We start from the raw sequence: 16673 nt of genomic DNA on the forward strand, positions 1-16673 counted from the left end.
TTGCAGCCGCATTCGGTGTCTTTGGTGCGGCGTTTTCGACGCTTTGGACGGGGTTCATCGATGACATACGCCCTTTGCGATGCTCGTGAACAGGTCAATCTCGCATAAGAATCTATTCATCACTTGAAATATTCCATTTATTTACATAACCAACAATAGTCGACTTTGTCACAACTTTTTGACTTAGATGTGTGTTCTTTTATTGATTTAGGTGATATGGTTCACATTGTTTTATATGTAACAGTTTGTTAATGGGAATAAAAATATGAATTTATTTGAACAAACCGATCCGTCACGTCGACGTTATGGCTTGGCTGCCTTTATTGGCTTAATCGCGGGTGTTGTGTCCGCTTTCGTGAAATGGGGTGCTGAAGTTCCGCTTCCACCGCGCAGTCCAGTGGATATTTTCCAAGCGGCCTGTTCGCCAGAATCACTGATTCGTGCGGCTGAAAACATCGACTGCTCACGTAATTTCCTCAATCCACCTTACGTTTTCTTGCGCGACTGGATTGGTGTTGTTGATCCAAACGAAGCCGTTTATACCTTTGCAGGCCACATTTTTAACTGGGTTGGTGTCACACACATTATCTTCTCCATTGTTTTTGCGGTGGGTTACTGCGTGGTTGCAGAACAATTCCCGAAAATCAAATTGTGGCAAGGTCTGTTTGCTGGTGCATTGGCACAAATCGGCGTTCACATGATCACCTTCCCACTGCTGGGTTTGACTCCGCCTGTGATGGAATGGCCATGGTACGAACACGTGTCTGAAATCGTTGGCCACCTGGTTTGGTTCTGGTCGATTGAAATCATCCGTAGAGATCTACGCAACCGCATTACGCGTGAACCGGATCCTGAAGTGGCATTGACGGCCGCAACTCGTTAATTCCGTAGGTTATTGAAAAGGTCGCTGAGGCGACCTTTTTTTATGCGCTCCGTTGGGATGTTTCACTTTTTCCCGGCACATCAAGAAAAGGGCCATTCAGCCCTGCGATAACGCGTTGGCGTTGAATGGCTCCGTGTTTGATGCCCTCGCGCTTAACGCGGGAACTGCGCAACACCAGTCGCCAAAATGTGGTCGGCGATGTAGCGGTGCGTTGCCGTGGTGGGGTGAGTCACATCCCAGAACACAAAGCGGTCTGAACCGGATGAGGCACACTCGGCAGCCAACGCATGGGTGTAGAGATAATCCGCCGCAGAGCTGCGCTGAATATCAAGACACGGCGCGCTGGCATTATCAAAGCCATGCGCGGCTGGGTCGGCGATCATCTGGTCAAACAGCGTGTAGGCGTCAAACAGCGAAATGTTGATGCCCTGCATCTGGAAGTAACGTGCCTGCTCACGAATGAACGCGTTCATGCCAATCACTTTGGCGCGCACCTCGTCGATGTGTTCCTGCGTTGAATATTGGAACTGCGGCGCGCGCGTGGCATCTGGCAGGGTCAACAGCACTAGATTTTTCGCCCCGGCGTCCACCAAACGAATCAGCGCCGAGCTGTAATCTGCTTTGACGTCAGCCAGTGAACGGTCGTAGTTCATAAAATCATTCAGACCGAATTCGAGCGTAAATAGCGTGTTCTTCGCACGGTAATTCGGCGCCATTTCCATGTAGGTCAGGTACGAGCTGACCTGCTCATTCACGCCAGTCAGCGCCCAGTATTGATTGCGTCCCGCCGCGCCGCCCACGGCCCAGTTGTAGAGGGGCAGCCCCAAACCTTGCGCCAGATATTCGGTCCAGACAAACCCGTTGGAAAAGTGGCCGACAAACCAAGAGTTCGGATTCGGGAAGCGCCATTGTGAGGCGTTAAAAATGTTGCCGGTGTCCGACAGGCTGTCACCAAAGGCGATCACCTTGTTGATTTTGCTTGGCGCGTTGGCGACATCGTTGCTCCAGATGGTGTGGTTATAAGAAAAGCGGGTGTCGGCCGCGGCATAGGTGATGTCAGCAGTATCGTGGGTGAGGCCCAGCGTCTCTTCACAGCGCTGCAGGATGGTGTCGGGCTGAGTCTCGGTGTAGAACATATTTTTGTAACTCACGGAGGACCACCAATAGCCATCAATGGTGAAATCACTGCCGTCCGCGTTCTTCGCCCACTCCCAGGTGGTGTACGGATCGTTGTGCGTCGCCGCCGGGCGATACCAGCAGCGAACATAGGTGTACGTTGGGCTGCCCAGCGTCTGGGCCGAATCCGCTTCAGATGGCGCCATGAGCGGCGCTGGGTTGATGTCGTTTGCCAATACCGCTGGCGCAATGGCGCTGAGGCTCGCAATCAGCAGAGTGTGTTGTAATGTCATCGTGTCTCTTCTTATTGTGTTGGTTGTATGGCTGATTCAGCGTCGGGTCTGTGTACTCGATGACCAAATCAGCCATGGTTAGCCACTGACTTTCTGGTCGGAGGTGTTCAATGCGATATCTATTCACACCACTAATGCAATTGAAAGCATAAAGCGTGGTGCTTGGGAGCAAGATCATGCTTGAATGTGCATTTGTTCATCGGCATGAATAAATTCGGACAAAAAAACAACGTTTATTTTTATTTGAAGGATGCAATGAGAAAATATGAACAATAATATAATGAGTGCGAGTTATTTTGCCTTATCTAAATTAGGGTGTTTAAAATAAGTAAATGATAAAACAATGCTCGCTAAATTAAATATTTATGAATTATTTGTGTTTTTATTAGCCATGTTAAAGGAATCTGTTTAAAACGAATTTAAAACGTGATCTTGTGCGATTCTTTTTGTGAATCAGCTTTATTTGTAATGCACTTCCTTATATTGATCACTTGAGCGTCAGCAGATTTACCCCATCTTTGTAGACCTGAACAACCTTCCTGCGGTTGTGGCGCTCACGTTGACTCACTGAACGAGTCAGTTTACTAACCAATTGAATAATAAAATCTAGCCCTCTTGAGCGGCTTGGAGCGGTTTCCTATTGTCTGTCGACAAGGGGAAAGCCTATTAATAATAAACCATTCTATTTGGCCTGATAACGTGAAGTAGAATGAAAATAATAAAGGGCACCTATGCGAAAACTAAATTCTTATGCAGCAACCACGTTGGTATTATGTACACTTTCAACAAGTGGCGATGCGTTGGCCGATATCCATGATCCGGTTGGCGAAGCCGTTTCTATTTTAAGTCAGGTTTCTGATTCGAGTCAGATTAATTATTTCAACGCGCAATATTGGCAGGAAAACGATTCCGATATGCCAACTCTGGCACAATTGCGTCAATTCGTTGTGCAAGAGAAACAACGTATTTTGATGGATTTCAGCCAGATCGAAAATAACGAAGAGCGCGCAGTGATGCAGGCGCTGTTTCGTCAGCAATATGGCATGAGCTTTGTGAGCCGGTTCATCTTAGTGACCGAACATAAAGGGGAGCTGCTGTTCACGCCGTTTGATGCGGCGGATGACGTGAATCCTGCTTTGCTGGAAGCGCCGGTCGCCAAGCGAGTACGTCGTTCACTGTCGGATAGCCAGCGTGTCAGTGGTGGTGAAGCCAATACACTGCCGCATGTGGCGTTCTATATTAACGTCAACCGCGCGATCAGCGACGAAGAGTGTACCTTTGATAATTCCTGGTTATGGAAGAGTGACAAAGGGCGCCGCTCATTCTGTCATGACGCCAACATCTCCCTGATTTATCGCGTCAATCTGGAACGTTCGCTGCAATATGGCATTGTCGGCTCGGCGACACCGGATGCGAAAATTGTCCGCATCAGTTTGGATGATGACAGCACGGGCGCGGGCATTCATCTCAATGATCAACTGAGTTACCGCCAGTTCGGCGCCGATTACGTGACGTTGGATGCCTATTTCCGCGAATGGTCGACCGATGCGATTGCGCAGGATTATCGCTTCGCCTTCAATGCCTCCAACAACAAAGCGCAGGTTCTCAAAACGTTTCCGGCCAGCAACGTCAACGCCAATTTTGAGCGCAAAGAAGTGTCTGGGTTTGAGCTGGGCGTGTCGGGCGGCGTGGAAGCCGACAGCAAAGGGCCGAAAGGCAAGCTCGAAGCGCGCGCGAGTTACTCGCAGAGCCGTTGGCTGACGTTTAATACGCAGGATTACCGTATTGAACGCGCCACTAAAAATGCGCAGAACATTAGCTTTAGTTGGGCGCGCCAGCAGTATGCCACTGCGGAGTCGCTGCTGAACCGCTCCACCGATGCGTTGTGGGTCAATACCTATCCGGTGGATGTGAACCGCATCAATCCGATCGGCTACGCCAGCTTCGTGCCGAAAATGGACGTGATTTACAAAGCGTCACCAAGCGAGAGCGGTTCGACCGAGTTTGTGATTGATTCTTCAGTCAATATTCGCCCGATCTACAACGGCGCGTACAAACACTACTATGTCGTCGGCGCGCATCAGTCGTATCACGGTTTTGAAGACACGCCGCGTCGCCGCGTGACCAAATCCGCCAGTTTTACTGTCGACTGGGATCATCCGGTATTTACCGGTGGTCGCCCGGTGAATCTGCAATTGGCCAGCTTTAATGATCGCTGCGTCACGGTGCAAGCTGACGGCACGCTGACGGCCAGCACGTGTGACAACCAAACCGCGAGTCAGTCGTTCATCTACGACCAACTGGGCCGTTATGTGAGTGCGCTTGACACCAAACGTTGTCTGGACGGCAATGCGTTGGATGCGCTGCAAGCATGTAATCAGAGCCTCAGCCAACGCTGGGAGTGGCAAGAGGGCAGCGACGCGCTGACCAACGTCTACAGTGGCGAAACGCTGGGGCACGATACGGCAACGGGTGCACTGGGCTTGTATGCTTCCGCCAGTGACAGCGTCAGCCTGCGCACCATCACCGCCTACACTGATGTATTTAACCAGCAGCAAACCTCGCCGGTATTGGGGCTGGCGGTGGGTCAGCTTAACGCGCAACCGTTGAGTGCGGAAGGCACCCTGTTTGTGCGCTCGGGAGCGGCGATCGATGCGCTCGGCACCGCAGAAGGGTTGATGGTCGGTGGCAGCGGCGGCTCGCTGAGCCAAGTGGATTTGCGCCAAGTGCAATCGGTGGTCGCGACTTCAGGCGATTTTAACTACGGCGGACAGCAACTGCTGGCGCTAACATTGACGTATCTTGATGGCAGCGTGCAGACGCTTGGGTCAAAACAGTACGGCACCCACCTGCATGAGGATCGTTTTGATGTGCCGGCAGGCCAGTCCATCACGGCGGTTAAAATTTGGGCCGACAACTGGTTGGTCAAAGGGCTGCAACTGGAACTGAATTAACGGAGAGCTGAACTCAGTCCATTCGGAATGGACAATCCCCGCCATGTGGCGGGGATTTTTTGATTCAACCCTCACCATCGATGGTGGGGCATCAACCGTGCGTGTAGAACCACAACACGCCGCTACACACCAGATACATCACCACAATGTAGCGCCAGTTGGCATGCAGCAACGCTTTCGCGCTGATGTCGTAGCGCGATTGAATACTGAGTTGAACGCCGGAAAACGGCGACAGCGTAATGCCCAGCGACCAGCCCATCAGCAGGGTCATGCCGAGTAAATCCGGATCGCTAACCGTCGGCGAGAGTACACTCCCCGCCAGCACCACACTGGTCACCGGATGCATGCCGCTGAGGGCAAGTAGTGCCAATACCACCAAAGTGAGGCTGGCTTCCAGCGCGCCGAACTGAGTGGGCGCAAGCTGAATCTGCGTCGCTGCCAGTGCCGAGGCTACGCCTGCTGCCAGCATGGCTGCGGCAGCAAACAACACCACTTCTCCGGCCGAACCCGCCACGCCGGAGGTAATGTGATTGCGCGCGCTGTAGAGCCCTAATTTGCCTTTTTTTAACAGCAACCAACTGCCTGTAAACACAATCGCGGTGAGCGTCACCAAGGACAACACGCTGATGTGTGGATACAGCGTGTGACCGGACATCACCACCAGCGCCAGCAGCCCAGGCATCCACAGCGACGAAAACGAAATCGGGTAGCCGTTCATCTGCTCGGCATCCGAGCGGCGGGTGATCTGCCATGCGCTGAGTGACAGCGCCACCAAGCTCACCGGCAAGCCGTATAACACCAATGTGCCCAGTTGCGCGCCCGGCGCACTGATGAGGGTTAACCCCATAGAAGCGAAAAATGGTGACCAAAACGCGCACGTGGCAAACGCACGCAGTAACACCAAGCCTTGCGTGGTGGTGAGTTTGTCTTTCGAGGACAATTTGTCGCCAACGATGATCACCGACGACATATTCAGCACCGCGCCAAACAAATGCGCGCCAAACAGCGTGCGCACCAACGCCGATTTACCTTGCGGCAGTTGCTCTCCGGTACGCACACTCTCCATGGCGAAAATGCGCAGAAAACCGACCCCAATCAGCATGGTGACCACGTTTTGGTTGGCTTCGATGGCTTTGAGTACGTAATGAGTGTCGCTACCATTCAGTAGGCCATGAATCAGCCCCGCGGTGCCCACGCCAAACAGCAACAGAATCTGTTTTTTCTGCGCCGGTTTGACGGCGGGCAAAAATAAGCCTGCGGCGATCCAAATCGGAATGCCAGCCCAAAAGCCGGCGATGTGATCAGTCAGTTGGGCGCTCAGCGAAAGGAAAAGGCTCGCCATCAGCAGCCAGCCACCGGTGGCTGCAATCGTTGGATTCATAACTTGTGTGTACGCTCGTGAAGTTGGACGACGTTGAGTGCCGACGTGGCAACGTCCGGAATGGGCGTGATGAAGCGCGAGTCGTCTTGCTGACATCATAATCAGAGCCAGCCACTCACGGCAAGCGATTGCGTGAGGAGTGCGTGAGGAGTGCGGAGTGCTTAGCCGCGCAGACAGGTTTGGAAGTAGGTCACTTCATTGCTGGGCAGGCGATAAACGGTCGCCGGTTTGCCGCCTTTGCCCTTGCTGGAGGCCGCAATCTTGTTGGCGCTGACAATCACGCCGGTATCAATCAGGCGACGTTTGACCGTCATGCGATTCACTTCAACGCCAAACTTGGCGTAAGCCTCGATGATGTCGGCCACCAGAAACTCTTTTTCCAATGAAAACAGGACCACAGACGTGTATTCCACCGCTGCGCGCAGCTTTTTCCACGCGTGTTGGATTTGCGCCACATGGTCAAAGGCCAGCGCCATGTCGCCATGGAGCAGCGGTTCGAGATCAAACCAGCCAGCGCGACTGCGGTCGATGCCAAAATCTTCGATTTGTTGCACGTTGGATGGGTTGAGCAGCGCGTAATGCGAAATGCTGACGCTCCACCCATCGGGGTCACGTTTGGGGTTCCCGTCTACCAAGGGGTCGCTGATGAAGTTGGGGTAGGTGTGCACTTTTTGGCGACAAATGCGGCGTCGTGCGGAATCGAAATCTTCATCGGCGGGTTCACCGCCGCTCGCGGTCAGGTCTTCATCGTACACCAAGCCGCCCGGAACGGCCCATTTGCCGCAGTCGGGTCGGTTCGGATTACTTCGCTTCACCAACAGGGTTTGGATCCCCGAAGGGGCCAAGCGAAGGCAAATCATATCAATGGTGACGATCATAGTGTTTTCCCAACGGCAGTGAATCTCTGGCTCGTGTTCATCGCCAGTCGTGTGTTTTACGCGTGATTCACGCCAGCGTGTTGCAAGTGCGTTGTGTGACGAACAATGGGCTCATTCTAGGCAAGCGATCTGTTTGGGTCAAATGTAAATAACATAATGTGACAAACTAAATTTTATTCAATGCGTTGATGCCTTCCTCGGTTGTAAAGGCTTGGAATCTGATTGTTTTGCATCAATATCCATGATTGATTTGTGGATATGTAACTATTGTTAGGTTTGTCACAAAAGTTGACAAACTTCGTGTGCTCATTTAATGTGCCGGAAATAGTTAGGAACACAATGTTACTAACATGACTAACCCCCATGTCGTGAATTGAAGGAAGGCATCATGAACTCTCGCCTGTTTTCTCCACACATCATCCGCAGTTTGTTGGATCTCGATGCCTATAAAATCAATATGATGCAGGCGATCCACTCCCTCTATCCAGACGCGCAAGTGCGTTACGAACTGATCGTACGCAGTGATGAGGATGTGAGCGAGCTGTTGGAAGAAGTGCGCGATGAGATTCGTCATTTAGCATCCCTGCGTTTCTCGGATGCCGACATTGTGTATCTGAAACAAAGCTCCCCGCATCTGAAAACCTCATTTTTGCAAGCATTACGCTACTTCCATTTTCAGCCGGATCGTCAGGTCGAGTTTGGCGTGATCAAACAAGATGGCAAACATCAGCTGCGCATTGGGATTCAAGGCAGCTGGCGCGATACCATTTTGTACGAAACCATCGTGATGTCGATTGTGTCTGAAGTGCGCAACCGTCGCCGCTGGGCGCAGGTGCCTGCGGAACTGCCATTGCAAGTGCTGGCGGAAAAAGTGCAAAAGCTCAAAGCAGACATTGCAAAGCGAGGCATCACCAATTTCTCGCTCACCGAAATGGGCACTCGTCGCCGTTTCTCCAGCCAAGTGCAACGGGATGTGATGGCGTATCTGGCGCAAGAAATACCTGAGCTGTTGCTGGGCACCAGCAACTACCATTTTGCGCGTGAGTTTAATCTGAAGCCGATTGGCACCATTGCCCATGAATGGTTCATGGGGCATCAGGCGCTGGTCAATGTGCGTGATTCACAGCGTGTGGCGTTGGAGCAATGGCTGAAAGCGTTCGACGGTCAATTGTCAATTGCGCCCACAGACACGCTGACCATTGACGCGTTCCAAGAAGACTTCAATATGCATCTTGCCAAGGCGTACGACGGTATTCGTCACGACTCGGGCTGCCCATTTAAATGGGGCGATCGCATGTTGGCGCACTACCAAAATATGGGCATCGATCCCGCGTCGAAAGTGTTTATCTTCTCCAACGGCCTGAACTTTGATGAAGCACTGGATCTGTGTGAATACTTCGCAGGTCGCGTGCGCATTTCGTTTGGCATCGGCACGTTCCTGACCAACGATCTGGGCGGTTGGACCAACGAGCAAGACATCGCTTACCAACCATTGTCGATCGTGATTAAGCTGACCGAATGCAATGGTCGTCCAGTGGCTAAAATCAGCGATGAGCCTGAAAAAGCCATGTGTGAGGATCCGCTGTTCTTGGCCAACCTCAAACGCCGATTCAACATCGAGTTGGATGTTGATGCGCTGATTGAGGAACTCAAACATCAAAAGCGAGCCAAACGGCAGTACATCGCAGCAGCATGATTAGAAAAACGGCGTTCGCGCCGTTTTTTTTCGTCACGGATTTCCCGGGTTTGCTGCGGTGCTTTACTTGATGCTGCGCTTGAGCCACGCTGACGAGGTCAGATCTTTTCTGCCTCAACGACAGGATGAAATCGGGCGATAATTGTTGTGATTGCGTTGGTTTTTATTCACGCATTTTTTGAATGGTTTTGTTTTTATATCTCTGTTTTGTAAGATAATTGTTTTTGATTTTCATCATTAATGATTGCATTTGTGCATTGTTTCACGACGCGTTAAAAGACAATGAAAGGATAATCATCGCGAAGTGAATGGAATGAAAAAATATTTCGAATTGATCGACAAACCCACGTTTTTTGGCGCGCTTGGCCTGCTGTTTCTGGTGGTTGTGCCACTGGCGTTATGGCCAGCAGAAGGCGCAGATTGGATTGCCGTTGCCAAAACCTTTATGACCGACAAGCTCGGTTTTCTCTATCTCTCCTTAGGCCTTGGCGCCATCTTCTTCATGATTTACATCATCTTCAGTGACATTGGGCAAATCAAGCTCGGTGATGCAGATGAAAAGCCCGAATACGGCACGGCGTCGTGGGCGGCGATGCTGTTTTGTGGCGGGATCGGTGCCAGTATTTTGTACTGGGGCATGATTGAGTGGGCGTATTACTACATGGCGCCACCGTTCCAGCTCGAACCCGGCAGTGAAGCGGCGATTCGCTGGGCAGCCACGTATGGGATCTTCCATTGGGGGCCGATTGCGTGGGCAATCTACTTGATTCCGGCGGTGCCGATTGCGTACTTCTTCTACGTGCGAAAGCAGCCGGTGCTGAAAGTCTCGGCGGCGCTGATGCCGATCATCGGTGAAGCGCGCAGCTTTGGGAAAACCGGTAAAGTCATCGACATTCTGTTTATCTTTGGTTTGCTAGGGGGCGCTGCGACCACACTCGGTTTGGCGGCCCCGCTGATCAACGAAGGCATCAGTTATCTGTTTGGCATTCCGGCGACCACCATGTCGCAAATTGGCGTGTTGATGCTGTGTACGGTGATCTTTGCTTACTCGTCGTACAAGGGGATGGATGGCGGCATCAAGGTGCTGAGTAACATCAACTTCTGGGGTGCGATGGCGTTGCTGGCCTTTGTGCTGGTGGCCGGGCCAACCATTTTCATGCTGGAAACCGGCCTAGATTCTGTGGGCCGCATGCTGAGTAATTTCTTCTCCATGGCCACGTGGGCAGAACCGTTTGGTGGCTACGGCACGTTTGAAGACACGCATTTCCCGCAACATTGGACCATTTTCTACTGGGCGTGGTGGTTGGTGTACGCGCCAAGCATGGGCCTGTTTGTGGCCAAGATTTCGCGCGGTCGCACCATCAAACAGATGGTGACGGGGTCGATTTTCTATGGCTCGGCAGGCTGCGCGATGTACTTCATTGTACTGGGTAACTACGGCTTATCGTTGCAGTTGTCAGGGCAGTTGGATGTGGTGGCGATCCTCAACGAAGCCGGTCCAACGGCGGCAATTTTCAGTATTTTGGAACAACTGCCTTTCAGTACGGTGGTGATTGCGGTCTTTACGGTGCTGTGCATCATTTTTACGGCGACCACGTTTGACTCCATCTCCTACATTCTGGCGGCGGTGGTGCAAAACAACGTTGAAGAAGAGCCGATGCGTTGGAACCGTTTGTTCTGGGCCTTTACGCTGTCGGTGATGCCGTCGGTGTTGATGTTCATGGGTGGATTGGCGACGCTGCAAACCGCAGCAATCGTAGGCGGCCTGCCGCTGTTGGTGATAGCGGTGATGTTGATGATGTCGGGCATTCGTGCGGCGAACCTCGATTTGATGCATCAGGAAGGGTATGAGGATCCGGTGATCAACATTGAAGAGTTGCCGGAAATCGACCCTTGGTCGCGCGAAGGGATAGCATTGGCTCGCTTTGAAAAGCTCAAAGCCGAAGCGGTTAATGCTGCGGATCAGGAGCGCGAAAAACGCACCGAGATTTGGGCCATCCAGAAACTGCTGCGCTCTCAAGCGTTAGCCAATAAAGAGCAGGGACTGGAGCCGGAGTCGACCTCGCAGGACGACCTCGATCGGTTGCAGCAATTGACGGATGAGATGATGGCCATTAAACAATACAAATTGCAGGCGTCTGAAAGCGCGCAGCAGGCGCGAATCGAGTTCAACGAGCTTTTGCGTGAGCGTCAGGCGGAATCTGCGCAAGCACAAGCCTAAATCCACAATTTGCGAATTCGACGATTCGCAGCCCATTGATCGCAAAGCCAGTTCGATTCGGACTGGCTTTTTTTGTGTCTGCGCGTTGCGGATTTTTCAGTTCTGCGTGCGATCTTTTACGTGACATCAGGGGGCAATGCGGCATAATGCATTAAAACTACTTACGTGATTTTAAGTTTATGACCCAAGAAGAGCGCCTAGTTCACTTACAAATGCTGATCAAGCAGCAGGGGAAAATGACCCTGACCGACATCTGTGACCAGTTTGGTGTGTCGCGTGATTCCGCGCGGCGCGATCTGGTGAAGCTCACCCAGTTGCCGGGCATTCAGCGCATTCGTGGCGGTGCGATGTTGGCGCCAGTGTCGCCGAAAAGCGAACCGTTTGCGGCCAAAGCCGTCAGTGCGAGCAAGCACGCGTTGGCGCAGTGCGTGGCATCGATGGTGGATGCGCAGGATTACATTGTGCTCGATACCAGCACCACGTTGGCGCTGGTCCCCGGTTATTTGGCTGCCCCCGCGACCATCGTCACCAACTCAGTCAACACGCTGGCTCAGGTTGAAGAGGGGGCTTCGTATACGGTCCATTTGTTGGGCGGCCATTTTGATCCGTACAGCCGCGCCATTTTGGGCCCGCAGGCCGAGCAGCAAATGGCTGGCTATCATGTCAACAAGGCATTTATTGGTGTGTGCGCCCTGTCTGAGCGCGGCTTGACCACCAATTATGAACAAGAAGCGTCGATGAAACGCGCGATGATGGCGCAAGCGCAGCAGATCATTTTGGTGTGCGAACAGCACAAAATGGGCACCGAGAATTTCCATCACGTGTGTGATGTGGCGGCGATCGACATGGTGATCACCGACGCGCCACCCGCGCCAGCACTGCAAGAATTATTTGACCGTCACGACATTCAGTGTGTTGTGGCGACCGCACCAGAAGGACAGTTTTGATATGACTTACGCTCCGGTAAAAACCGCCGTGATTGGCTACGGCTATTCGGCGAAAACCTTTCACTTGCCTTTCATCAACGCGCTGCCTGAGCTGACGCTGAGTGCGATCAGTTCCAGCCAGCAAGCCGCGGTCGCGGCCGATTGGCCGAACGCGCAATGGTTTGGCGATGCGAATGATCTTCTGGACAACAGCGATGCGGAGCTGGTGATCATCACCGCGCCGAACGATGTGCATTACCCGCTGGCCAAACGCGCGCTGCAAAATGGCAAGCACGTGATCGTTGAAAAGCCGTTCGTGACCCGCATTGAAGATGGCGAAGAGCTGATTGCATTGGCGGCGGAAAAAGGCCTCACGCTGAGCGTGTTCCATAACCGTCGTTGGGATGGCGATTTTCTCACCCTGCAAAAGCTGATGGCGGAAGGGCGTTTGGGCGACATCAAACTGTTTGAATCTCACTTCGACCGCTACCGTCCACAAATTCGTCAGCGCTGGCGTGAACTGGCGCAAGATGGCGGTGGTATTTTGTTTGATTTGGCGCCGCACCTGCTGGACCAAGCGCTGGCGCTGTTTGGGCTGCCACAGGCGATCAATGCGCAATGCCGCATGATGCGCCCGGGCGCGACCACCATCGATTACTACAACCTGATCCTGCACTATCCAAATCATTTGGTGCACCTGCATTCAAACCTTTACAGCCCAGAGCCGAACCTGCGCTACAAAGTGCTAGGCAGCCTGGCGAAGTATGAGAAATACGGCCTCGATCCACAGGAAACCTACCTCAAAGAAGGCAAGCAACCAGACAGCCCGCAATGGTCACAGGAAGAAGCGTCACTGTATGGTCAGCTGCACAGCGAAACGGGATCAGAAACCATTGCGACCGAACTGGGCGGCTACCAGCTCTATTTCAAAGGCGTAGCGGATGCGATTCGTCTCGGCACGGCCAACCCGGTGCCGCCAGAGCAGGCGTTGCAAAACATCGCACTGATTGAAATGGCGCTGGAGAGCAGCAAAACGGGCCAAACGTTGCAGGTGAAGTTATGAGCCTGACACTGGCCGAGATTGCGCAGCAAGAAGAGGCGCTGCAACTGAGCCATTTTAACCACGATGTGGCGTGGCAATTGGGCTGCACGCTCAAGCAGATGGCGGAAAGCCAGCAAGTCGCGGTGGCGATTGAAGTGTATGGCTTTGGCCAGACGCTGTTTCAATACGCCATGCCGGGCACGTGCGCGGATCATCTCGATTGGATGCGCCGCAAACGTAATTCGGTGCTGCGTTATGGCCGCAGTTCTTACTATCTGTCGCTGTATAATGCGCAAAAGCAGCGCGAATTTGAGACGCAGCCGCACATTGATGCGGCGGCATATTGTGCTCATGGCGGCTCGTTTCCGATTCGAATTGCCGGGTCGGGATTGGTGGGGGCGGTGACGGTCTCGGGCTTGGCTCAAATCGACGATCACCTGATGGTGAGTGATGCGCTGCAAAGCCTGCAACTCTCCAGCGCCCAATAAACACGAAGCCCCGTCCGGGGCTTTTTTAGGCCGGTTGATCGAGTATCACTTCTCGCATCAAATGATCGATGGTTTCCACCACCTGTTCACTGGCGCTTTCCATCGCTTGTAGTTCATCCACCAACTGATTCAGGTTCTGCTGCTGTCCGGCCAACAGCGCTTCTTTACCAGCGTCGTGCACGCGCTGATGCGGCTCCTTCAATCGGGCAAAGTGATGCAAGTGACTGTAGAGCTTGGCGCCGTTGCCTTTAAAGTACCATTGACCCAAACGGCATTCGGTGTGCGCATTGACGCTGCTGTCGAACGCTTGCTGCTCAATGTGTTGGTAGATGTGGTTCTTCCATACCGCGTGATCAATTTTCACGGTATCGAGGAAGGAACGCGCGGTCGCGATGCGAATCACTTCTTGCATGTGTTGTGATTTCGCCAGTACCGCATTCACCACCTGCTCAATTTGCTCCGAGGAGGTTGCCACTTCCAACGAATACGTTTGGTTGCTGTTGATGGATGCTTTGATGTCGGAAGTTTGTGTGATCACCTGTTTCACCAAGTGTTCAATTTGATCGCTAGCGTGGTGCGCTTTGCCCGCCAGCGCGCGAACTTCATCGGCGACCACAGCAAACCCCCGTCCGGCTTCGCCAGCGCGTGCCGATTCAATGGCGGCATTCAACGCCAGCAGGTTGGTTTGTGCAGAAATCTCTTGAATCGCATTGATCAGTTGGCCGATAGACGATGCCGTGGTGTCGAGAATGGCGGCAGCTTCCATGTTGCTGATCGCTTGCTGATTGATGCGCGTCGCCCGTTCAGACAGGCGGCTCAAGGCCGATTGCGTTTGGGCAAACATGTCATCCAACTGATGCAGCTCATTCAATTCCTGTTCCATCTCTTCGGCGCTGCGCGCCAGCCCAGTGCGAATCGCTTCCAGCATGGCACCGCCGCGCAGTTGCGCACGGATGACTGCGTTGGTGGTTTGGTCGCTCTGTTGGAGATTGCAAATCTCGCGCTCTTTTTGCGCCAGTTGGTCGACTAAATCTTGTATCTCTCGTTGATGTTGTTCATGTGTTTCCGTCTGCTGACGGCGCATGTCTGCAAGCTCGCGCTTGAGTTTATGGTTAAACACTGCTGCCTCCCAAATTAGCTGAACTAACAACAAGCAGCAATGCCCTGCCGCTTTGTGCTGCACGCGTTGATGCGTGATATCGATTGCACTCGAGATTATGCCATTTTCAGTCACCGTCATTTCGAGAGTTACACCATAGAAATGCATAAATACTCAGCAATTGTGAAAGAAAAAATTACTTATATATTAGTTATTTAAATGAGTTTTAGGTATCTATCTGTGCGGCGGATGGTGGCGGTATTGAGCGCTCAGTTTTGGCGGCAGAATGAGCAAATTGGGGTGGGGATGGAGGCATTGCCCACCGCACCAGCAGCGCGGCGGACAATGTTAAGGTGCTCGGCTTAGCTCAGTTTGATCAGCGCAAACTGTTTCTTACCGCGTTGCAGCAGGTAGTAGCGATCGAACAGCGCAAAACTGTGGCTCAAATCGGCGTCGGCCATTTTTTCCCCGTTGACGCGAATGGCGCCATTGGCCAACCATTCGCGCGCCTGACGCTTGGAGCTGGCTAGTTGTGATGCGATCAGCAGTTCAACCACATCATCAGCGGTGCTGACGGTGGTGCACGGCAGCCCGTCCAACTCCAACTGTGCCAGTTCATCTCGGCTGAGCTGTGCAACTGCGCCACTGAACAGGGCGTCACTGATGCGCTGCGCGCTCGCTAAGCCCGCTTCCCCATGCACAAACGCAGTGATGTTCTCGGCCAGAATTTGCTGCGCTTGCGGCTTGCCGCTTCGCGCGGCATCTTCGGCTTCAATGCGTGCAATCTCGTCCACCGACAGGAAGGTGTAGTAACGCAGAAAACGGTATACATCAGCATCGTCGGTGTTCAACCAGAACTGGTAGAACGCGTAGGGCGAGGTTTTACTCGCGTCCAGCCAAACGGCGCCCCCTTCGGTTTTACCAAATTTGGTGCCGTCGGATTTGGTGATCAGTGGCAGCGTTAAACCATGCACGGTTTCGTTGTTCAGGCGACGGGTGAGGTCGATACCGCTGACGATGTTGCCCCATTGATCGTTGCCGCCAATTTGCAGGCGACACTGATATTCGCGGTTCAAATGGGCAAAGTCGAACGATTGCAGCAGTGAGTAGCTGAATTCGGTGAACGAAATGCCTTGGTCTGGACGAGCCAGGCGCTGTTTCACCGATTCGCGGTTGATCATCGCATTGACCGAAAAGTGTTTGCCGATGTCGCGGAAGAAGTCGATCACATTCACTTGGCCTGTCCAGTCGGCGTTATTGACACACCGCAGTGGCTGGGTGAGATGCGGCGTCATGGTGCGCGTGATCTGCTGGCGTAAATCGTCCACCCATTGCTGCACGGTCTGCGCTGAGTTGAGTGTGCGTTCGGTGGCTTTAAAGCTTGGGTCGCCAATCATGCCCGTTGCGCCGCCAATCAGCGCAATGGCTTGGTGCCCCGCATCTTGAAAACGTTTGAGCATCAATAGCGGCACCAAGTGACCAATGTGCAGGCTGCCCGCCGTTGGATCGAAGCCGCAGTACAGGGTTTGCGGTTCAGAGAATAGGGCGGTGAGTTCATCGAGCGATGTGCTTTGCGCGATCAGGCCGCGCGCGGTTAAATCATGAAATAGGGTTTGGGAATTCATACGGCCTCCAAGATGTCTTGCAGGCAGAGTAACGGAAAGGGCTTTGGGTCGGCGATGTCCCTAAAGGGATA

General features: G+C 52.9%; 12 protein-coding genes. 7 read left to right on the forward strand and 5 right to left on the reverse strand.

The genetic code is table 11. The features are described 5' to 3' along the window. The first annotated feature begins 265 nt into the window (after positions 1 to 265). Positions 266 to 883, forward strand: coding sequence for a YagU family protein (locus ACS18Q_RS15500; protein ID WP_004727245.1), 618 nt, complete (start codon positions 266 to 268; stop codon positions 881 to 883). A gap of 152 nt (positions 884 to 1035) precedes the next feature. Here ACS18Q_RS15500 and ACS18Q_RS15505 read toward each other — a convergent pair whose 3' ends face one another. Beyond that, on the reverse strand, positions 1036 to 2292 hold the full coding sequence (locus tag ACS18Q_RS15505; protein WP_441257947.1) for an SGNH/GDSL hydrolase family protein: 1257 nt from the start codon (positions 2290 to 2292) through the stop codon (positions 1036 to 1038). Positions 2293 to 3023: 731 nt separating this feature from the next. Here ACS18Q_RS15505 and ACS18Q_RS15510 point away from each other — a divergent pair. Continuing rightward, entirely contained in the window at positions 3024 to 5246 is a 2223-nt protein-coding gene (locus ACS18Q_RS15510) for a leukocidin family pore-forming toxin (RefSeq protein WP_441257948.1), read from the forward strand. A gap of 91 nt (positions 5247 to 5337) precedes the next feature. Here the strand turns inward: ACS18Q_RS15510 and ACS18Q_RS15515 are convergent, their stop codons facing one another. Continuing rightward, positions 5338 to 6627, reverse strand: coding sequence for a hypothetical protein (locus ACS18Q_RS15515; protein ID WP_441257949.1), 1290 nt, complete (start codon positions 6625 to 6627; stop codon positions 5338 to 5340). Between the two features lie 161 nt (positions 6628 to 6788). Further along, positions 6789 to 7505 (reverse strand): NUDIX hydrolase, encoded by a 717-nt coding sequence (locus ACS18Q_RS15520; protein ID WP_004727239.1) that lies wholly within the window; start codon positions 7503 to 7505, stop codon positions 6789 to 6791. A 388-nt stretch (positions 7506 to 7893) separates the two neighbouring features. On the opposite strand from ACS18Q_RS15520, the gene pncB reads away from it, so the two are divergent. From pncB to ACS18Q_RS15545, 5 genes are all read left to right on the forward strand, one after another. Beyond that, positions 7894 to 9201, forward strand: coding sequence for a nicotinate phosphoribosyltransferase (gene pncB / locus ACS18Q_RS15525; protein WP_441257950.1), 1308 nt, complete (start codon positions 7894 to 7896; stop codon positions 9199 to 9201). A 313-nt stretch (positions 9202 to 9514) separates the two neighbouring features. Then, complete coding sequence (locus ACS18Q_RS15530) at positions 9515 to 11422, forward strand: BCCT family transporter (protein ID WP_004727237.1); 1908 nt, start codon at positions 9515 to 9517, stop codon at positions 11420 to 11422. 179 nt (positions 11423 to 11601) lie between these two features. After that, positions 11602 to 12369 carry a DeoR/GlpR family DNA-binding transcription regulator gene (locus tag ACS18Q_RS15535; protein ID WP_441257951.1) on the forward strand — a complete coding sequence of 256 codons (768 nt, stop codon included), beginning with the start codon at positions 11602 to 11604 and terminating at the stop codon, positions 12367 to 12369. Between the two features lies 1 nt (position 12370). Then, on the forward strand, positions 12371 to 13411 hold the full coding sequence (locus ACS18Q_RS15540) for an oxidoreductase (protein ID WP_441257952.1): 1041 nt from the start codon (positions 12371 to 12373) through the stop codon (positions 13409 to 13411). Continuing rightward, positions 13408 to 13878, forward strand: coding sequence for a heme-degrading domain-containing protein (locus ACS18Q_RS15545; protein ID WP_004727234.1), 471 nt, complete (start codon positions 13408 to 13410; stop codon positions 13876 to 13878). The genes ACS18Q_RS15540 and ACS18Q_RS15545 overlap by 4 nt, the downstream gene beginning before the upstream one ends. Before the next feature lie 25 nt (positions 13879 to 13903). Here the strand turns inward: ACS18Q_RS15545 and ACS18Q_RS15550 are convergent, their stop codons facing one another. Both ACS18Q_RS15550 and tyrS read right to left on the reverse strand, forming a co-directional pair. Continuing rightward, complete coding sequence (locus ACS18Q_RS15550; RefSeq protein WP_004727233.1) at positions 13904 to 14998, reverse strand: methyl-accepting chemotaxis protein; 1095 nt, start codon at positions 14996 to 14998, stop codon at positions 13904 to 13906. A gap of 341 nt (positions 14999 to 15339) precedes the next feature. Next, positions 15340 to 16602: a tyrosine--tRNA ligase gene (gene tyrS, locus ACS18Q_RS15555; RefSeq protein WP_154179350.1), complete on the reverse strand. Its 1263-nt coding sequence runs from the start codon at positions 16600 to 16602 to the stop codon at positions 15340 to 15342. Positions 16603 to 16673: the final 71 nt, after the last annotated feature.

Origin of the sequence: Vibrio sp. Vf1514, from assembly GCF_052076135.1 — a bacterium.
Taxonomy (GTDB): domain Bacteria; phylum Pseudomonadota; class Gammaproteobacteria; order Enterobacterales; family Vibrionaceae; genus Vibrio; species Vibrio furnissii.

Coding starts and splice junctions, on each gene's coding strand:
- ACS18Q_RS15540 (WP_441257952.1), top strand. CDS start 12,371: ATGACTTACGCTCCGGTAAAAACCGCCGTGATTGGCTACGGCTATTCG.
- ACS18Q_RS15535 (WP_441257951.1), top strand. CDS start 11,602: ATGACCCAAGAAGAGCGCCTAGTTCACTTACAAATGCTGATCAAGCAG.
- ACS18Q_RS15530 (WP_004727237.1), top strand. CDS start 9,515: ATGAAAAAATATTTCGAATTGATCGACAAACCCACGTTTTTTGGCGCG.
- ACS18Q_RS15520 (WP_004727239.1), bottom strand. CDS start 7,505: ATGATCGTCACCATTGATATGATTTGCCTTCGCTTGGCCCCTTCGGGG.
- ACS18Q_RS15510 (WP_441257948.1), top strand. CDS start 3,024: ATGCGAAAACTAAATTCTTATGCAGCAACCACGTTGGTATTATGTACA.
- pncB (WP_441257950.1), top strand. CDS start 7,894: ATGAACTCTCGCCTGTTTTCTCCACACATCATCCGCAGTTTGTTGGAT.
- tyrS (WP_154179350.1), bottom strand. CDS start 16,602: ATGAATTCCCAAACCCTATTTCATGATTTAACCGCGCGCGGCCTGATC.
- ACS18Q_RS15500 (WP_004727245.1), top strand. CDS start 266: ATGAATTTATTTGAACAAACCGATCCGTCACGTCGACGTTATGGCTTG.
- ACS18Q_RS15545 (WP_004727234.1), top strand. CDS start 13,408: ATGAGCCTGACACTGGCCGAGATTGCGCAGCAAGAAGAGGCGCTGCAA.
- ACS18Q_RS15505 (WP_441257947.1), bottom strand. CDS start 2,292: ATGACATTACAACACACTCTGCTGATTGCGAGCCTCAGCGCCATTGCG.
- ACS18Q_RS15515 (WP_441257949.1), bottom strand. CDS start 6,627: ATGAATCCAACGATTGCAGCCACCGGTGGCTGGCTGCTGATGGCGAGC.